14 protein-coding genes are annotated in these 13,691 nt (G+C 41.7%); 6 read left to right on the top strand and 8 right to left on the bottom strand.

Annotated features, from left to right (window positions below; translation table 11 throughout):
- Positions 1-51: 51 nt before the first annotated feature.
- The 7 genes from TY03_RS05615 to TY03_RS05585 form a co-directional block, all read right to left on the bottom strand.
- Positions 52-1,194 carry an OprO/OprP family phosphate-selective porin gene (locus tag TY03_RS05615; RefSeq protein ID WP_042368118.1) on the bottom strand — a complete coding sequence of 381 codons (1,143 nt, stop codon included), beginning with the start codon at positions 1,192-1,194 and terminating at the stop codon, positions 52-54.
- Between the two features lie 21 nt (positions 1,195-1,215).
- Positions 1,216-2,004, bottom strand: coding sequence for an acid phosphatase (locus TY03_RS05610; protein WP_042368116.1), 789 nt, complete (start codon positions 2,002-2,004; stop codon positions 1,216-1,218).
- Positions 2,005-2,331: 327 nt separating this feature from the next.
- Entirely contained in the window at positions 2,332-4,737 is a 2,406-nt protein-coding gene (locus TY03_RS05605; protein WP_230201907.1) for a ligand-binding sensor domain-containing protein, read from the bottom strand.
- A 14-nt stretch (positions 4,738-4,751) separates the two neighbouring features.
- Positions 4,752-5,171, bottom strand: coding sequence for an RNA-binding S4 domain-containing protein (locus TY03_RS05600; protein WP_042368114.1), 420 nt, complete (start codon positions 5,169-5,171; stop codon positions 4,752-4,754).
- 11 nt (positions 5,172-5,182) lie between these two features.
- Positions 5,183-5,746 (bottom strand): aminoacyl-tRNA hydrolase, encoded by a 564-nt coding sequence (gene pth / locus TY03_RS05595; RefSeq protein WP_042368113.1) that lies wholly within the window; start codon positions 5,744-5,746, stop codon positions 5,183-5,185.
- A 105-nt stretch (positions 5,747-5,851) separates the two neighbouring features.
- The gene (locus tag TY03_RS05590; RefSeq protein ID WP_042368111.1) at positions 5,852-6,439 is read right to left on the bottom strand and encodes a 50S ribosomal protein L25/general stress protein Ctc; all 588 of its coding nucleotides are present in this window, start codon (positions 6,437-6,439) and stop codon (positions 5,852-5,854) included.
- 133 nt (positions 6,440-6,572) lie between these two features.
- Positions 6,573-6,983, bottom strand: a complete 411-nt coding sequence (locus tag TY03_RS05585) for a DUF3276 family protein (protein ID WP_042368108.1) — start codon at positions 6,981-6,983, stop codon at positions 6,573-6,575.
- A gap of 171 nt (positions 6,984-7,154) precedes the next feature.
- Between TY03_RS05585 and nusB the strand changes: the two genes are divergently transcribed.
- The 6 genes from nusB (at position 7,155) to TY03_RS05555 (ending at position 12,235) form a co-directional block, all read left to right on the top strand.
- Positions 7,155-8,081, top strand: a complete 927-nt coding sequence (gene nusB, locus TY03_RS05580; RefSeq protein ID WP_042368107.1) for a transcription antitermination factor NusB — start codon at positions 7,155-7,157, stop codon at positions 8,079-8,081.
- 42 nt (positions 8,082-8,123) lie between these two features.
- Positions 8,124-8,447 carry a preprotein translocase subunit YajC gene (gene yajC, locus TY03_RS05575; RefSeq protein WP_042368105.1) on the top strand — a complete coding sequence of 108 codons (324 nt, stop codon included), beginning with the start codon at positions 8,124-8,126 and terminating at the stop codon, positions 8,445-8,447.
- A 27-nt stretch (positions 8,448-8,474) separates the two neighbouring features.
- Positions 8,475-9,488 carry a CdaR family protein gene (locus TY03_RS05570; RefSeq protein WP_042368103.1) on the top strand — a complete coding sequence of 338 codons (1,014 nt, stop codon included), beginning with the start codon at positions 8,475-8,477 and terminating at the stop codon, positions 9,486-9,488.
- A complete protein-coding gene (coaE, locus tag TY03_RS05565; RefSeq protein WP_042368101.1) occupies positions 9,478-10,092 on the top strand; it encodes a dephospho-CoA kinase in 615 nt (204 codons plus the stop codon). The genes TY03_RS05570 and coaE overlap by 11 nt, the downstream gene beginning before the upstream one ends.
- A gap of 22 nt (positions 10,093-10,114) precedes the next feature.
- The gene (locus TY03_RS05560; RefSeq protein WP_042368099.1) at positions 10,115-10,549 is read left to right on the top strand and encodes a DUF5606 family protein; all 435 of its coding nucleotides are present in this window, start codon (positions 10,115-10,117) and stop codon (positions 10,547-10,549) included.
- A 330-nt stretch (positions 10,550-10,879) separates the two neighbouring features.
- On the top strand, positions 10,880-12,235 hold the full coding sequence (locus tag TY03_RS05555; protein WP_042368097.1) for a metallophosphoesterase: 1,356 nt from the start codon (positions 10,880-10,882) through the stop codon (positions 12,233-12,235).
- A gap of 122 nt (positions 12,236-12,357) precedes the next feature.
- Here the strand turns inward: TY03_RS05555 and ffh are convergent, their stop codons facing one another.
- Positions 12,358-13,680: a signal recognition particle protein gene (gene ffh, locus TY03_RS05550; RefSeq protein ID WP_042368095.1), complete on the bottom strand. Its 1,323-nt coding sequence runs from the start codon at positions 13,678-13,680 to the stop codon at positions 12,358-12,360.
- Between the last annotated feature and the right edge of the window lie 11 nt (positions 13,681-13,691).

Genomic DNA, 13,691 nt, shown 5'->3' with positions numbered 1-13,691 from the left:
TCCGTCTGATGATAGCAGGCGGACTCATTCTGTTAATATACGAACAGGTACTTAGAAGATGAATTGGAATCTGGTTTGAATCGCATTCAATGATTGATTGTCGAAACCGGCTCTATTCTTAACATTCGTATAAGAATACCTCAACCTCCAAATCATATATTTGTTGATATAGTAATTCAGGTCGACAACGAAGTCATTCAAACGTCCTCCGTAGATCTGCGACCGACCATCCGACATATCTGTGTAGTTGTAGCCAAGTACACACTCTAACGAGCCCGGTTCGGGAGTGGCAATACCGGCGTCGGCATGAGCATATTTGTAGTTTCCTCCGATGATCAACCCCCTGAGCAATGCGTAGGCTCCACTCGCTTTGTAGGAGTCTAAGTCATTTTTTCTCTTTACATTCAGGTAGTAGTACTGCGTTTCCAGTCCGATGGGGCCATAAGCGGCAGCCACTTCGGGAGTAAACTTGATTAGGTATTTAGCATCGGTGATGGTTGCTTCGACAGCGCGCACCTTGGCTACCCGTGTGGGGAAATTGGCACCCAGTACAAAGCTACTGTGGTTCAACTCCTTTTGGCTATTGTACCTCGGCGTTTCATAAGCTCCCGAGAGTCCCACCTGAAAGATGGCACCATCGTTGCGGAATGGGCGATAGACCAATCGGGTCATGGCACCGTATCCTTGTTTATTTAACTTGTCCGTCGTTTGTTTGATCGCTTCGTTTTCGAGATGAACGCTCGCCGCAGCAAAGAACTCATTCTTATCGTACAGATACATGGCTCCGATTAGCCTTGAGTTGAAGAAGGCTTCGTTGCTGGTAGGCTCTTCCATGGTGATTTTCATCGACGAACTAGTAGAGCTTTGCAGACCAAACTGATGTACGAAGTTACCTACACGCAAGAGCGAAGAAGAGGTAAGCTTCCTTTCGACAAAAACGTCCTTTAGCGATACTTTTCCGTAAGCATAGCCGATGTCGACTTTTCCTTTAAACTTTCCGTAGCTTGCTTTTACACCTATTCTGATATCGGGGATGGCAACTCCATTGACGAAGCTTGCATTTTTAGAGTCGTACAAGGCTGCATCCATTAATATTCTTCCGGTTGGTGTTACCTTTAAGACGTCTTGCGCTTTTGTTTGCAACGGAGAGAGTAGGCAAAAACTCATAACTCCGGCTAATATCATTCTATTCATAAATCAGATTTATATATAAGGTTAGTTAGTTAGTTTACGGTTGCTTACTTTGACAGCTCCTTGTTTTTGAAGCTTCTCGAACTCTTTTTTCGCTTTCTTTAATTGAGCCATAAAAGCTTCGTTGGCGTGAAGACGAGCCACGACACCGCTAGCTACAATTCGGGCAGCGTCCACATCACTCTGAAAATGATATCCGCAGATAACTCTGCTCTGTCCCATCTCAAAACCTCTTTTCAAGATCTCATTTTGTCGGTCGGGATTAATCTCGGCCAATACAAGAGCTGTAGCCCAACCGATAGACGTATGTCCGGATGGATAAGAACCATTGGTAGAGAGCTCTTTTTGCTGCTCGGGGTTGCACGTGGGTTCGTTGAAGAAGCTAAACGGGCGAACGCGCATATAGTAATTCTTGGCTTGACGCGTAGCTAAGTCTCCGGCATCTTCCCTCATATTTATCAATAACTTATGGATTTCGGGAGTTTGCTCTTTGGTAATGTTGACACCAAATGCTTCGGAAAATGCGATTGGAACCCCGTTGCCGTCTATACGGGCATCTTGTACTGCTTGATCTCCTCTTTCTGTATTTCTTTGCGATTTCCCCCAATCGTATCTGGCTTTATCATATAAGAAAAGAATGCTTTCCGCACTGGGTGGAGGGGGTAAAAGATCTAAACTGTTGGCTACTTCAGACTCTTCGAGGAAATAGAGATCGGGATGCGTTCTTCTATCTTTTATCGGTTTGTCTTGGGCAAATGTGCTAAAAGAAAAGAGCGAGCAGAACAGAAGTAATAGTGAAATCTTTGCTTTCATAAATCTAAGTGTTAATAAGTAAATAATTAGTTTTTAATATATATGATGTTCGCTTGAAGCGAGTGTATCCGGTGTTTTCGAACGTGTGCTTACCGGGCAGATGCAACGTATCTGTTTCTTCTTTAAAATAGCCCGTAAGTGTAGCACTTGCGTTTTAAATTCGTGGTCAAAAGTATGGCTTTGGGTTATCCTAAAAATCCTTTTTCTATCCTTTTTCATCGCTAAAACATCCTGTATCGGTGTTTGCATAAAAAAACAGCATAGGGGCGAACTGTTTTGTTCGCCCCTATGCTGTTTTACTTGAAAAGTCTTTTTTAGTATGCTGTTTTAATTCATTTTCCGACTTGTCTTTATACGTTCATAAAGCAAATGAATGACCGGGTAGTTTGTTTGATCCTGCTCGTACAATTGTTCAATCTCTTTGCGTGCATTGTATTTATGACGATTGACGGTCATTTGATCAATGTCGAGTGTTCTCGATATGATATTGGCATCTATATCTTCGATTAAGAGCAGAACGGTAATGCAGTATCGCTCTTTTCCTCTTCTCTTCATGAATGAGAGTTTACCCAGTTCCGGATATTTATCAACAAATCGGATGCACTTTTGCTTCAGCTCTTTTCTCATGATCTCTTCTGCCTCTGTGCTTTTATTTCCCAAATGGTCGAATAATTCTTTTACGGCACGGTCTATCTCCGACAAGTCTGCCTCAATTTCGTTTTGTGAGCAGGTAACCGGTTGCGACTTTCTCTGCCTGATGCGATACAGGTAGAGCGCAAAGGCCGTGAGAATCATTAGTGAAATGATAGCCGCAAGGATATACGCTCCGTCCGAATTGTTTGATTCTTCAATTGATATGGAAGTTAATTCAGCTTTCCCATCATAGTAGAACAATCCCGATTGGCAGCCCAATACAGCTTTTCGTCCGTTCAGGGCTATACACGATTTATCGAAAGCCAGATCTTTGAATTGCGGTATGGGAGAGGTGTGGTCTTCGAGAGGTTTGAAGCTTAATCCGTAATGGTAGAGGATGAAGTAGCCTTCATTCGGGTTTTTATCGCGTACGCCATAAATAGATTTTACGTTTTTTACCGGAAGAACCAAGGTGTCAGGATAATGAACAATTCCTTTGGCTGTATTCAGATACAGACTACCTCCACCGATGGCTATTCCGTAGGTGCTTTCATAATCGGTTAAGTCGAGAAGTTGCTTGAGCTCGCTCTGTTCGTCTTTTGATGGCTTTCCATACAAGCCTTTGTTCAGTGTGGCTACGTATAGGCTATCCTCTTTCTCGCAGATATCTACCACGTACGTATCGATTGTATCTTTGTATCTTTTGGATGTAAGGATAGGTATGCGGGTAACGATCTGCCGGTCTTGTTTGTCTATGCTACCGAAGTCGTTTATATAGCCGAAATATTTTCGCGTACCTATATATAACTTATGGTTTGTCGGCGAGTAGTATAAGGTGTTGATGCAGTTTCTGTTGGCTTTGCTACTAGTACATCCGGCATCGTCGAATAATAAGATACAAGTCGCTTTTTGTTCTTGGATTCTGTAGAGCTTCTTTCTGGTAGCCAGGTAAAAAGTGTTGGGCTCTGTTTCTACTAATTTGACTACATCGTTCAATGACTCGATTCCTTCGATGATGCCCAAGGGTTCTGATTTTAATTCGGGCTGGTTGTATTTGAATTTATACCGATGCATTCTGAGGTCATTCGTGATAAAGTAAATCATCTCTCCACTCGTTTTATCACTAACTGCTATCACGTTATTTCCTGCTCCGGCTATATTTTGATGTAAAGCAAAAGAGATGAGCTTTTTCTTGTAGGCTACATAAAAGAAGTCGTCTCCCATCGAAGCCACTTGCTTGGCATTTTCACTTATGCCATCTGGTAGCTGATGAGTGAGTTGTTGGCCGTTTTTGTTGTATACAACCGAATTGCTTGTGAGATACCATTCATCCAGATTGATACCTTTCTTGTAAAAGCTATATTCGCCTTGGCGAACAACGGTTTTCTTTCGGTCGGGGCACACTTTGATAATCGAGCTTTCGGTTATCGCATAGACGGTATTGTTGTGGAGGGTAATGTTCTTTACAGAAGTATCAATAACCGGATTTTGTGTGTCTTTGTTAAAGTCCTCTACGATAAATAAGCCTAAGTCGCTGGCTATGTAGAGGGTTTGATTTTTTAATATGATTTTATTGACCCCGAAATCTTGGGTGCTGTTGCCTAGTGCGATGGGTTCTAATCTGTCAGAAGGTACATTATTTGATAAATCGAGCTTATAGAAGCCGTTGCTTGTACCTACATATAACGTCTGTTTTATACTGTCTTTGGCTATGCTGTAAGCCGAATAATTTAAGTTTTTACCTTCGATACGGAATGATTGCGTCGATTTGGTTCCGGTAGTCAATAGTTTCAGACCGGCATCTCTCGAACCCACAAACAGCAAACCGTTGGCATGCTCTAAAATATCGTATATCCGGTGATTGCTTGCCAGAGAATTAGCCTTCCAGTTATTCTTATTCTTTTCAATAATGCTTCCATCTTCCAATCCGATAAATATTTTATCGTGGTTAACGGATGACAGGCTAATGCAGGATATGGGCGCATCAAATGTATTTGTGTTGCAGCTCAATTCGAATTCTCTTTGATCGGAATGCTCATGGCATGCCACAAACACAAAGAGAATTAGTCCTATTATCGAAAACATGCAATGCTTCATCATATCGTCGGCGGTTTTTATTCCGATTCGAAATCGAACTCAAAGTCAAAGTCGTCCATTGATTCGGGTTCGATAAACTCTTCCAGACTTCGTCTGTCTTTCTTGGTGGGGCGTCCGCTACCGCGTGCGCGATCGATAAATCCGGCTATTTTGGTCAATTCAAGTATTTCGTACTGGTCGGGGGTTGTTACATTTTCCATCACTTCGCTAACCAGCTTGGCACCCACTCGCTTTTCAATGGCTTGCAATACTTTAAAGGAGTAGGTGATGGGCGACTTTTTGACCTGAATCACATCTCCGGGTTTAATCATTCGGGCAGCCTTTACGAAGGAGCCATTGATGCTCACACGTCCTTTTTTGCACGCTTCTGCTGCAATAGTACGTGTTTTAAAGATGCGTACTGCCCACATCCACTTGTCTATTCTTGCTTCTGGCATATCGGTTGAAGTTATTTCTTATTGAATTGGTTCATGGTTATATTGATACCTGCCAGGCAAAAGCTCTTGATGATTTCTCCTGCCGTGGTTAGTCGCTCATCCATTGTTTTTAAATCTTCCTCATCAAATTTGCTTAGTACAAAGTCGACCTGTCCGCCTCGTGGAAATTCGTTCCCGATGCCAAAGCGCAGGCGGGCATAATTTTGCGTACCCAGCGTTGCCGCAATATGTTTCAATCCGTTGTGGCCCGCATCGCTTCCTTTGCCTTTCAGGCGCAGTGTGCCGAATGGGAGGGCGAGGTCGTCTACGATAATCAACACATTTTCCAACGGTATGTTCTCTTTCTGCATCCAGTATCTCACGGCATTGCCGCTCAGGTTCATGTAGGTCGATGGTTTTAGTAAGAGTAACTGACGCCCTTTGATAGAGAGGGTTGTGGTGAATCCGTAGCGGCCGTCTTTAAAAGTTGCGTTATGGGCTTTGGCCAGTTCGTCTACCGTCATAAATCCGATGTTGTGACGAGTTTCATGGTATTCGGGGCCGATATTACCCAATCCGACAATTAAATATTTCATATCAAGTGAATGGTTAGGGGTGAAAGAGAAAAACGCAGACCAGCACAGAATGATTCTGTGATAGTCCGCGTTTCAAATATCTTGTATCAGGAACCTGATTCTCGATTACTTGCCAGCTGCTGCCAAACCTCTTGCTGCACGTGTCAGTTTCACTGCACAAACAACAGCTTCTTTAGCGCTCAGAATTTCAAGGCCTTCGAATTGCAACTCGCGAACCTGAACTGTTTTACCAAGACCTAAGTGTGCTACGTTTACGGTCAACTTCTCAGGAATTGCGTTGTATAAAGCTTTCACTTTCAACTTACGCATTTGCAGTGTAAGCTTACCACCGGCTTTCACACCTTCTGCCAAACCTTCCAGTTGTACGGGAACTTCCATAACGATAGGCTTTTTCTCATCGATTTGATAGAAGTCAACGTGAAGGATGGTGTCCTTTACAGGGTGGAATTGGATATCTTTCAAGATAGCCTTTACTTTTTTATCATCGATAGACAAGTCTACTGAATAGATATGTGGAGTATAAACTAGGTTACGAAGGCTTTCAACACTTACTGAGAAGTGAACGTTGTCACCGTTTCCATAAAGTACGCAAGGTACTCCTTGATTTTTACGAATAGCTTTCAAAGCTCTAGCTTGCTCAGAAGAACGTTCTGCAATGTTTCTTGCAGTTCCTTTTACTTCAATTGTTTTCATTTTTAAAATTTTTGTGTTACTCTAAATTAAGTTATTTGCGCTTAATCTTCCATCACACGATGTGGTCTTATCACACGATGTTGCAAAAAGCGGTGCAAAAGTACGTTTTCTTTTTGAATTATCAAAGAATTGATTACTCAAAATCAATGTCTATATTGATTTTACCGCCAATGCCTTCTGTTTTTAACTCTTCTATTATATCTGTTTCTTCAATAAGTATGTTACTTTCGTGATTCAACTCATCGTCGAGTGCCAAGTTTTCTTCGTTTTTAGTTATAAAACCAATTGCTTGTTCGAGTCCGGTCATGAATTTAGTGAAATCCTCTTTATATAAAAAGATTTTGTGCTTTTCAAAGCTTACTTGTGTGTCATCTCCTTCGCCGCTTATTACTTTTTTACTTTCGGTTATGGCCAGAAACATCTCATCTTTCCGGTTTTTCTTCACATCCAGGTAGTAAATGCGTTTACCTGCTTTCACCGCTCGCGAGTATACAATCTCTTTGTCATTCATCTCAGCGCTCATTTTCTTCTTCAAATCTTCCATATTATTCGTATTCGGTTTCTATTTGGCCTCAAAATTGGAACTTTTTTTTAAACTGTCAAAAGAAAATCGAAAGATATTGAAAGAGTACATTAAAAAATGTAATTTAGTTGCATAAACTCACCAAAAATACCTACTTTTGCAGCTCGTTATATAACAGTATTAATATAGATTATGATTAACAGAGTTCTTATTCGTCTTAAAATCATCCAGATAGTATACGCTTACTATCAGAACGGCAGCAAAAATTTAGACTCAGCGGAGAAAGAGTTGTTCTTTAGCCTTTCAAAGGCTTATGACCTCTACAACTATTTGCTGATGCTCATGATTGCATTGACGGAATACGCACAGAAACGCATTGATAGTGCGAAAGCCAAGTTGGCTCCTACCAGTGAAGACTTAAACCCTGACATGAAGTTTGTAGAGAATAAATTTATTGCTCAACTTGAAGTAAATAAACAGTTGACTGAATTTATCGCCAATCAGAAAAGAACGTGGTCTAACGATCAGGATTTTGTGAAGGATTTGTATGAAAAGATTTTGGAATCGGATATATACAAGGCGTATATGGCTGCTCCCAATCATACTTATGAGGCCGATCGCGAATTATGGCGTAAGCTTTACAAATCTTTTATTTTCAACAATGATGCACTCGACCAATTGCTCGAGGATCAGAGTTTGTATTGGAATGATGACAAGGAGATAGTTGATACGTTCGTCTTGAAAACAATCAAGCGTTTTGAACAGAAACAGGGTGCCAACCAACCGTTGCTTCCCGAGTTTAAAGATGACGAAGATCAAGAGTTTGCTCGTCGCTTGTTCCGTCGCACCATTTTGAATGCCGATTATTATCGTCACCTCATTGCCGACAATACCAAGAATTGGGATTTAGATCGTGTTGCTTTTATGGATGTCATTATCATGCAAAGTGCCTTGGCCGAAATTCTGAGTTTCCCGAACATTCCCGTTAATGTTTCGTTGAATGAATATCTTGAGATAGCCAAATTGTACAGTACTCCTAAAAGTGGTGGCTTTATTAATGGTACACTCGATGGTATTGTTAATCATTTAAAAAAAGAGGGTAAGTTAGCGAAAAACTAATACCTTTGTACACATAGTAAAAAAACTAAAAACTGATTACTTATGAATTTATTGACTGTATTTCTGCAAGCTCCCGCTGCAGGTCCTGATGGTTCTCTGATGTGGATCATGCTGATAGCGATGTTCGTTATCATGTATTTTTTCATGATTCGTCCACAGAACAAAAAACAAAAAGAAATAGCTAATTTCCGTAAGTCTCTTTCTGTTAATCAGAAGGTGATTACTGCCGGTGGTATTCATGGTGTTATTAAAGAGATCAATGACGATCACATTGTGCTTGAAATTGCTGCCAATGTAAAAATCAAGATCGATAAGAATTCGATTTTCGCCGATGCAACAGCTGCTGCCAGTCAACCAGCTAAGTAAATAAAAAATTAAAATAAATACGAGCCTATGTTCTCACGTAGGAAGTTTGAGTATATTTATTTAAAGTTTTCAAGAAAGATTAGAGACTTTCTGCTCAGTAGTAAAAGCAGAGAGTTTCTAATCTTTCTGTTTTTTTTCTTTATAGCTTCCGCTTTTTGGCTGCTGCAAACACTCAATAGCGACTACGAGGCCGAATTCTCCATTCCCATCCGGCTGAAAGGTGTGCCCAATAATACGGTATTAACCTCCGAACCGCCTTCCGAATTACGTGTCAAGGTCAAAGACAAAGGTACTGTAATCTTGAACTATATGCTGGGTAAAAGCTTTTTTCCGGTCAATCTCGAATTTGCCGATTATAAAGGTAAGAACAACCATGTTGTTATCTATGCCTCTGAGTTTGAAAAGAAAATACAGAGTCAGCTCAACGTTTCAACTCACTTATTGTCGATCAAACCAGATACGTTGGAGTATTTTTATGCTACGGGCAAATCTAAATGGGTGCCTATCAAATTGGCAGGAAAAGTAGCTGCTGCCAGTCAATATTATCTGTCCGATACGATTTTCACCCCCGATTCGGTTCTTGTTTATGCTCCCGCCAATATACTCGATACCATTACGGCAGCTTATACACAGCGTGTACAGTTTGAGAATATCTCCGATACCTTACGAAAACATATTTCCCTGGCCTATATTAAAGGTGCTAAGTTTATTCCCAATACCGTTGGGCTTACCTTGCCTGTCGATATTTATACCGAGAAAACGGTTGAGGTACCACTGTTTGGCGTTAACTTTCCTGCCGATAAGGTGCTCAGAGCTTTTCCTTCAAAAGTACAAGTTACTTTTCAGGTGGGTGTGAGTCGTTTCAGTAAAATTACGGCAGATGATTTTGTTATTAATGTATCCTACGAAGAACTGCTTAAGTTGGGCAGTAATAAATATACGGTGAGGCTTAAAAGCATGCCTTCGGGTGTTAGCCACGTTCGTATAGCACCTCAGCAAGTCGATTTTCTTATTGAACAAGTTTCTTCTTATGGCAGTTAAAATAGGTATTACCGGTGGTATCGGTAGCGGTAAGAGTGTCGTCTCGCGGCTACTTGAGGTTATGAACATTCCCATTTACATCTCCGACGAGGAGGCGAAAAGCCTCACTGTTGCTCATCCCCTTATTCGTCAGGAGCTTGGTGCTTTATTGGGGGATGAGATCTATCAAGGAGGCAAGCTTAACAAAACTCTACTGGCCTCTTACCTGTTTGGACATCCCGATCATGCCCGCGTGGTTAATGGCATCATTCATCCCCGTGTGAAGGAGCATTTCCGTTCATGGGTCTCTGCCCACAATGCTTATTCGATTATAGGCATGGAGTCGGCAATTCTTTACGAATCGGGATTTGCAGATGAAGTCGATGTTGTGGTGATGGTATATGCGCCACTTGAGATACGTATAGCGCGCGCCATGAAGCGTGATGGTGTTTCGCGCGAGTTGATTACCAAACGTATCGACAGTCAGATGAGCGATGAAGTAAAGCGTTCGCAAGCCGATTTCACAATTATAAACGATGATGAAAGGCCGTTAATTCCACAGGTTTTAGAGCTAATCTCTTTTCTATCTAAAAATATTCACTACCTTTGCCCAGCAAAAAAATAACTAATAACAAAAGTAATATACTATGTTGAAGACTATCTTGTCTATCTCCGGAAAACCGGGATTGTATAAACTTGTTTCTCAGGCAAAGAATATGCTGGTTGTTGAATCAATCAACGCCGAGAAGAAACGTACTCCTGCCTATGGTCATGAAAAAATTATCTCTTTGGCTGATATAGCGATGTACACCGATGATGCAGAAGTGCCATTGCGCGACGTGCTGACTTCATTGAAGGAAAAAGAGAATGGTGCAGTAGCTACGATTGATGTAAAGAAGGCGACAGCCGAGGAGCTTCGTGCTTTTATGGCAGAAGTATTGCCCGATTTCGATCGTGAAAGAGTCTACCTTACAGATATCAAGAAATTGATTTCATGGTACAATATTTTAGTATCTAACGGAATAACCGACTTCAAAGAAGAAGAATCTACAGAAAAACCATCTGAGGCTGTAGCTGAGTAAAAGAAGACTTAAGTCACCCGGTGTGGTGAATGCAGAAAGAGGATGTGGCAAATTGTGCTGCATCCTCTTTTTTTCTTTGTATCACAGATATATTCGTAAACGACTGTTAAGAGATAAGCGAGATCCCTTATGAATCGTCTCCAATACGAATGAATAGTGCTAAGAAACATTAATTGCAAAAATGATACCTCAACTCTTGTGAATCTGACACCTTTGAGTATTTGCATTGCTGTAACTTTGTATCATCAATTTAGATGAGAATCGATGAGCAATTTAAAGCAGTCTTTTCTTCTCTTGATGCCGATGAAGCATTTTATTAAATAAGTAGATATGAAAAATTCAGTATTCATGGTTATTATGCTAATAAGTTTAGCATTCATTTCTTGTTCGAGAACAAAGCAGGAGACAGAGTCGATTAATCAATTCGATGCCGATTCCGAAAAAAGCATTGAGCGAGATAAGGTTATTGTGATAAGTGACATCCATCTTGGAGCCGACTTGTCTTATTCGGAATGCGTTGCCCATAGAGCGCGATTGGCCGAGTTTATTATCGAGGCAGGTCGTTCGATGAGTGTGAAGGAGCTTGTGATAGCAGGAGATCTGTTCGACGAGTGGTACATTCCAAGTAGAAACAGTACTTATGGTACGGCAGACCAAAGAGCATTTCTATTAAAGATAGCCGAAGCAAACAAGGATGTGTTCGATGCTTTGCGGAATGTGATCAATGAGAAAAAGGTGAAGGTAACCTACGTATATGGAAACCACGATCTACTTGTTCCCGAACAATTTATTTCCGAATTATTGCCGGGTATTCATGTCATTCAAGACAACGAAAGGCAGGGTGTGGGTACTTATTATCCTACAATATACCCTTGTGTGGCGATTGAACATTGCCATAGATATGATTTCTTTTCGGCTCCCGATCCCTATTCCAACCAAGACAGAGCAAACGGAACCATACTTCCTCCCGGGTATTTTTTCTCGCGCGTAGCAGTTAATTCTGTCTTGGACTTCCCTCAAAAAGGAGAGGAGACAAAAGTTCCCATAGTAGTGCTAAAAGAACCTGCGGATGAATCTCAACAGAATCGATTTATCTATTATCAAGTCTGGAAAACAGCTTTCGAACAGGTAATTCCGACTAAAGAGAGTTTTGAAGAGAAAATCATCACGACGAATATAGGACATTTTAACGGTTCTTTTAGTATTTTCGATCTATTGCCATACAACAACAGTACCGATGGTTCGATCACTATGAAACTCTATGCCGAAAGCTGCGAGCAGGAAAACTGGGAAAAACGTTTGAGATACAATAATGTTCCCGTTATGACTCGCGTAGGTGAAGCCATCAAGGGAGGCTTGGAGACTTCATTTTTAGATCAGCAATCAAATGTTCAGTATTTTCAAAACGATACATCGAATGTGAGAGTCGTCGTATTTGGGCATACGCATATTCCGATGATTAAAACCTATATGAACCACAAGCAAGAAGAGTGCGTTTATGCTAATTCGGGCACCTGGATCGATCGTAAGGAGAAGCAGAAAGAAACGTATGATCAAGATATTGAAAATATGGACTTTGTGGTCATCAGCAAAGATAAAGATATCGATGGCAATCTGAAGGTGGAACTCAAGAAGCTTAACAAAGGAAATCATCTGCTTGTTGAATCCAAAACGATCAAGCTGTAATAAAGAGCAACTGCCTTTTGCAACAGGTATAATGAGAAAAAGAGCCTGATATATATAAAAAAACACGTGGATTATCCTATCAAAGTCCGATAGAATAATCCACGTGTATTATTTTAGAATGATTACTTTCTTCCTTTAGGCATCATTTTGCCCATCTTGCTGCTGGTTACCATCTTCATCATTTTGCGTGTTTGCTCAAATTGTTTCAGCAAGCGGTTTACCTCTTGAATACTGGTTCCGCTACCTTTGGCAATACGTGTACGACGCGAGCCGTTTAGCAGTTCGGGGTTTGAGCGCTCGGTAGGAGTCATGGAGTGAATGATGGCCTCGATGCTCTTGAAAGCATTATCGTCGATATCGATGTCTTTGATTGCCTTGCCTACACCGGGAATCATCGATGCCAACTCCTTCAGGTTACCCATCTTCTTGATTTGAGCAATCTGGCTCAAGAAGTCATTGAAGTCGAACTGGTTCTTGGCGATCTTCTTTTGCAGGCGTTTGGCTTCTTCTTCGTCATATTGCTCTTGAGCACGCTCTACCAGCGATACGATATCACCCATACCGAGAATACGGTCGGCCATACGCGAAGGGTGGAACTGATCGATCGCATCGAGCTTCTCGCCCGTACCGACAAACTTGATGGGTTTGTTTACGACCGAGCGGATAGAAAGAGCCGCACCACCACGGGTATCACCATCGAGTTTGGTCAATACTACACCGTCGAAGTCGAGGCGGTCGTTGAACTCTTTGGCTGTATTTACTGCATCTTGTCCGGTCATCGAGTCGACTACGAAGAGAATTTCGTTCGGGTTGATGGCGTCTTTGATCGCTGCAATTTCGTTCATCATCTGCTCGTCGATAGCCAAACGTCCGGCAGTATCGACAATGACCAGATCATATCCTTTGGCTTTCGCCTCTTTGATGGCGTTTTTGGCTATGTCGACAGGGTTTTTGCTGTCGAGTTCCGAGTATACCGGTACGCCGATTTGTTGAGCCAGTACGCCCAACTGTTCGATAGCGGCAGGGCGATAAACGTCGCAAGCTACCAGCAACGGATGCTTGTGCTTCTTCGTTTTCAACATCTGTGCCAATTTACCCGAGAAAGTAGTCTTACCCGAACCCTGCAAACCTGCCATCAGGATTACGGCCGGTTGTCCTTTGAGGTCGATCTCGGCAGTTTCGCCACCCATTAGCATAGCAAGTTCGTCGTGAACGATCTTCACCATCAACTGGCTGGGTTTAACGGCGGTAAGCACGTTCTGCCCGAGTGCTTTTTCCTTTACGGTATCGGTAAATGTTTTCGCTACTTTGTAGTTAACGTCGGCATCGAGCAGGGCTTTGCGCACATCTTTCAGCGTTTCTGCTACGTTGATTTCGGTGATTTTTCCTTCACCTTTCAGAATCTTAAAGGACCTGTCGAGTCTCTCACTTAAATTATCGAACATATCTTATTTAA

This window comes from Bacteroides neonati (genome assembly GCF_000499785.1).
Lineage (GTDB): Bacteria > Bacteroidota > Bacteroidia > Bacteroidales > Bacteroidaceae > Bacteroides > Bacteroides neonati.
Note: the sequence above shows the minus strand (reverse complement) of the source record. Positions and strands in the feature narration are given on the sequence as shown.

Coding starts and splice junctions, on each gene's coding strand:
- TY03_RS05615 (WP_042368118.1), bottom strand. CDS start 1,194: ATGAATAGAATGATATTAGCCGGAGTTATGAGTTTTTGCCTACTCTCT.
- TY03_RS05610 (WP_042368116.1), bottom strand. CDS start 2,004: ATGAAAGCAAAGATTTCACTATTACTTCTGTTCTGCTCGCTCTTTTCT.
- TY03_RS05605 (WP_230201907.1), bottom strand. CDS start 4,737: ATGATGAAGCATTGCATGTTTTCGATAATAGGACTAATTCTCTTTGTG.
- TY03_RS05600 (WP_042368114.1), bottom strand. CDS start 5,171: ATGCCAGAAGCAAGAATAGACAAGTGGATGTGGGCAGTACGCATCTTT.
- pth (WP_042368113.1), bottom strand. CDS start 5,746: ATGAAATATTTAATTGTCGGATTGGGTAATATCGGCCCCGAATACCAT.
- TY03_RS05590 (WP_042368111.1), bottom strand. CDS start 6,439: ATGAAAACAATTGAAGTAAAAGGAACTGCAAGAAACATTGCAGAACGT.
- TY03_RS05585 (WP_042368108.1), bottom strand. CDS start 6,983: ATGGAAGATTTGAAGAAGAAAATGAGCGCTGAGATGAATGACAAAGAG.
- nusB (WP_042368107.1), top strand. CDS start 7,155: ATGATTAACAGAGTTCTTATTCGTCTTAAAATCATCCAGATAGTATAC.
- yajC (WP_042368105.1), top strand. CDS start 8,124: ATGAATTTATTGACTGTATTTCTGCAAGCTCCCGCTGCAGGTCCTGAT.
- TY03_RS05570 (WP_042368103.1), top strand. CDS start 8,475: ATGTTCTCACGTAGGAAGTTTGAGTATATTTATTTAAAGTTTTCAAGA.
- coaE (WP_042368101.1), top strand. CDS start 9,478: ATGGCAGTTAAAATAGGTATTACCGGTGGTATCGGTAGCGGTAAGAGT.
- TY03_RS05560 (WP_042368099.1), top strand. CDS start 10,115: ATGTTGAAGACTATCTTGTCTATCTCCGGAAAACCGGGATTGTATAAA.
- TY03_RS05555 (WP_042368097.1), top strand. CDS start 10,880: ATGAAAAATTCAGTATTCATGGTTATTATGCTAATAAGTTTAGCATTC.
- ffh (WP_042368095.1), bottom strand. CDS start 13,680: ATGTTCGATAATTTAAGTGAGAGACTCGACAGGTCCTTTAAGATTCTG.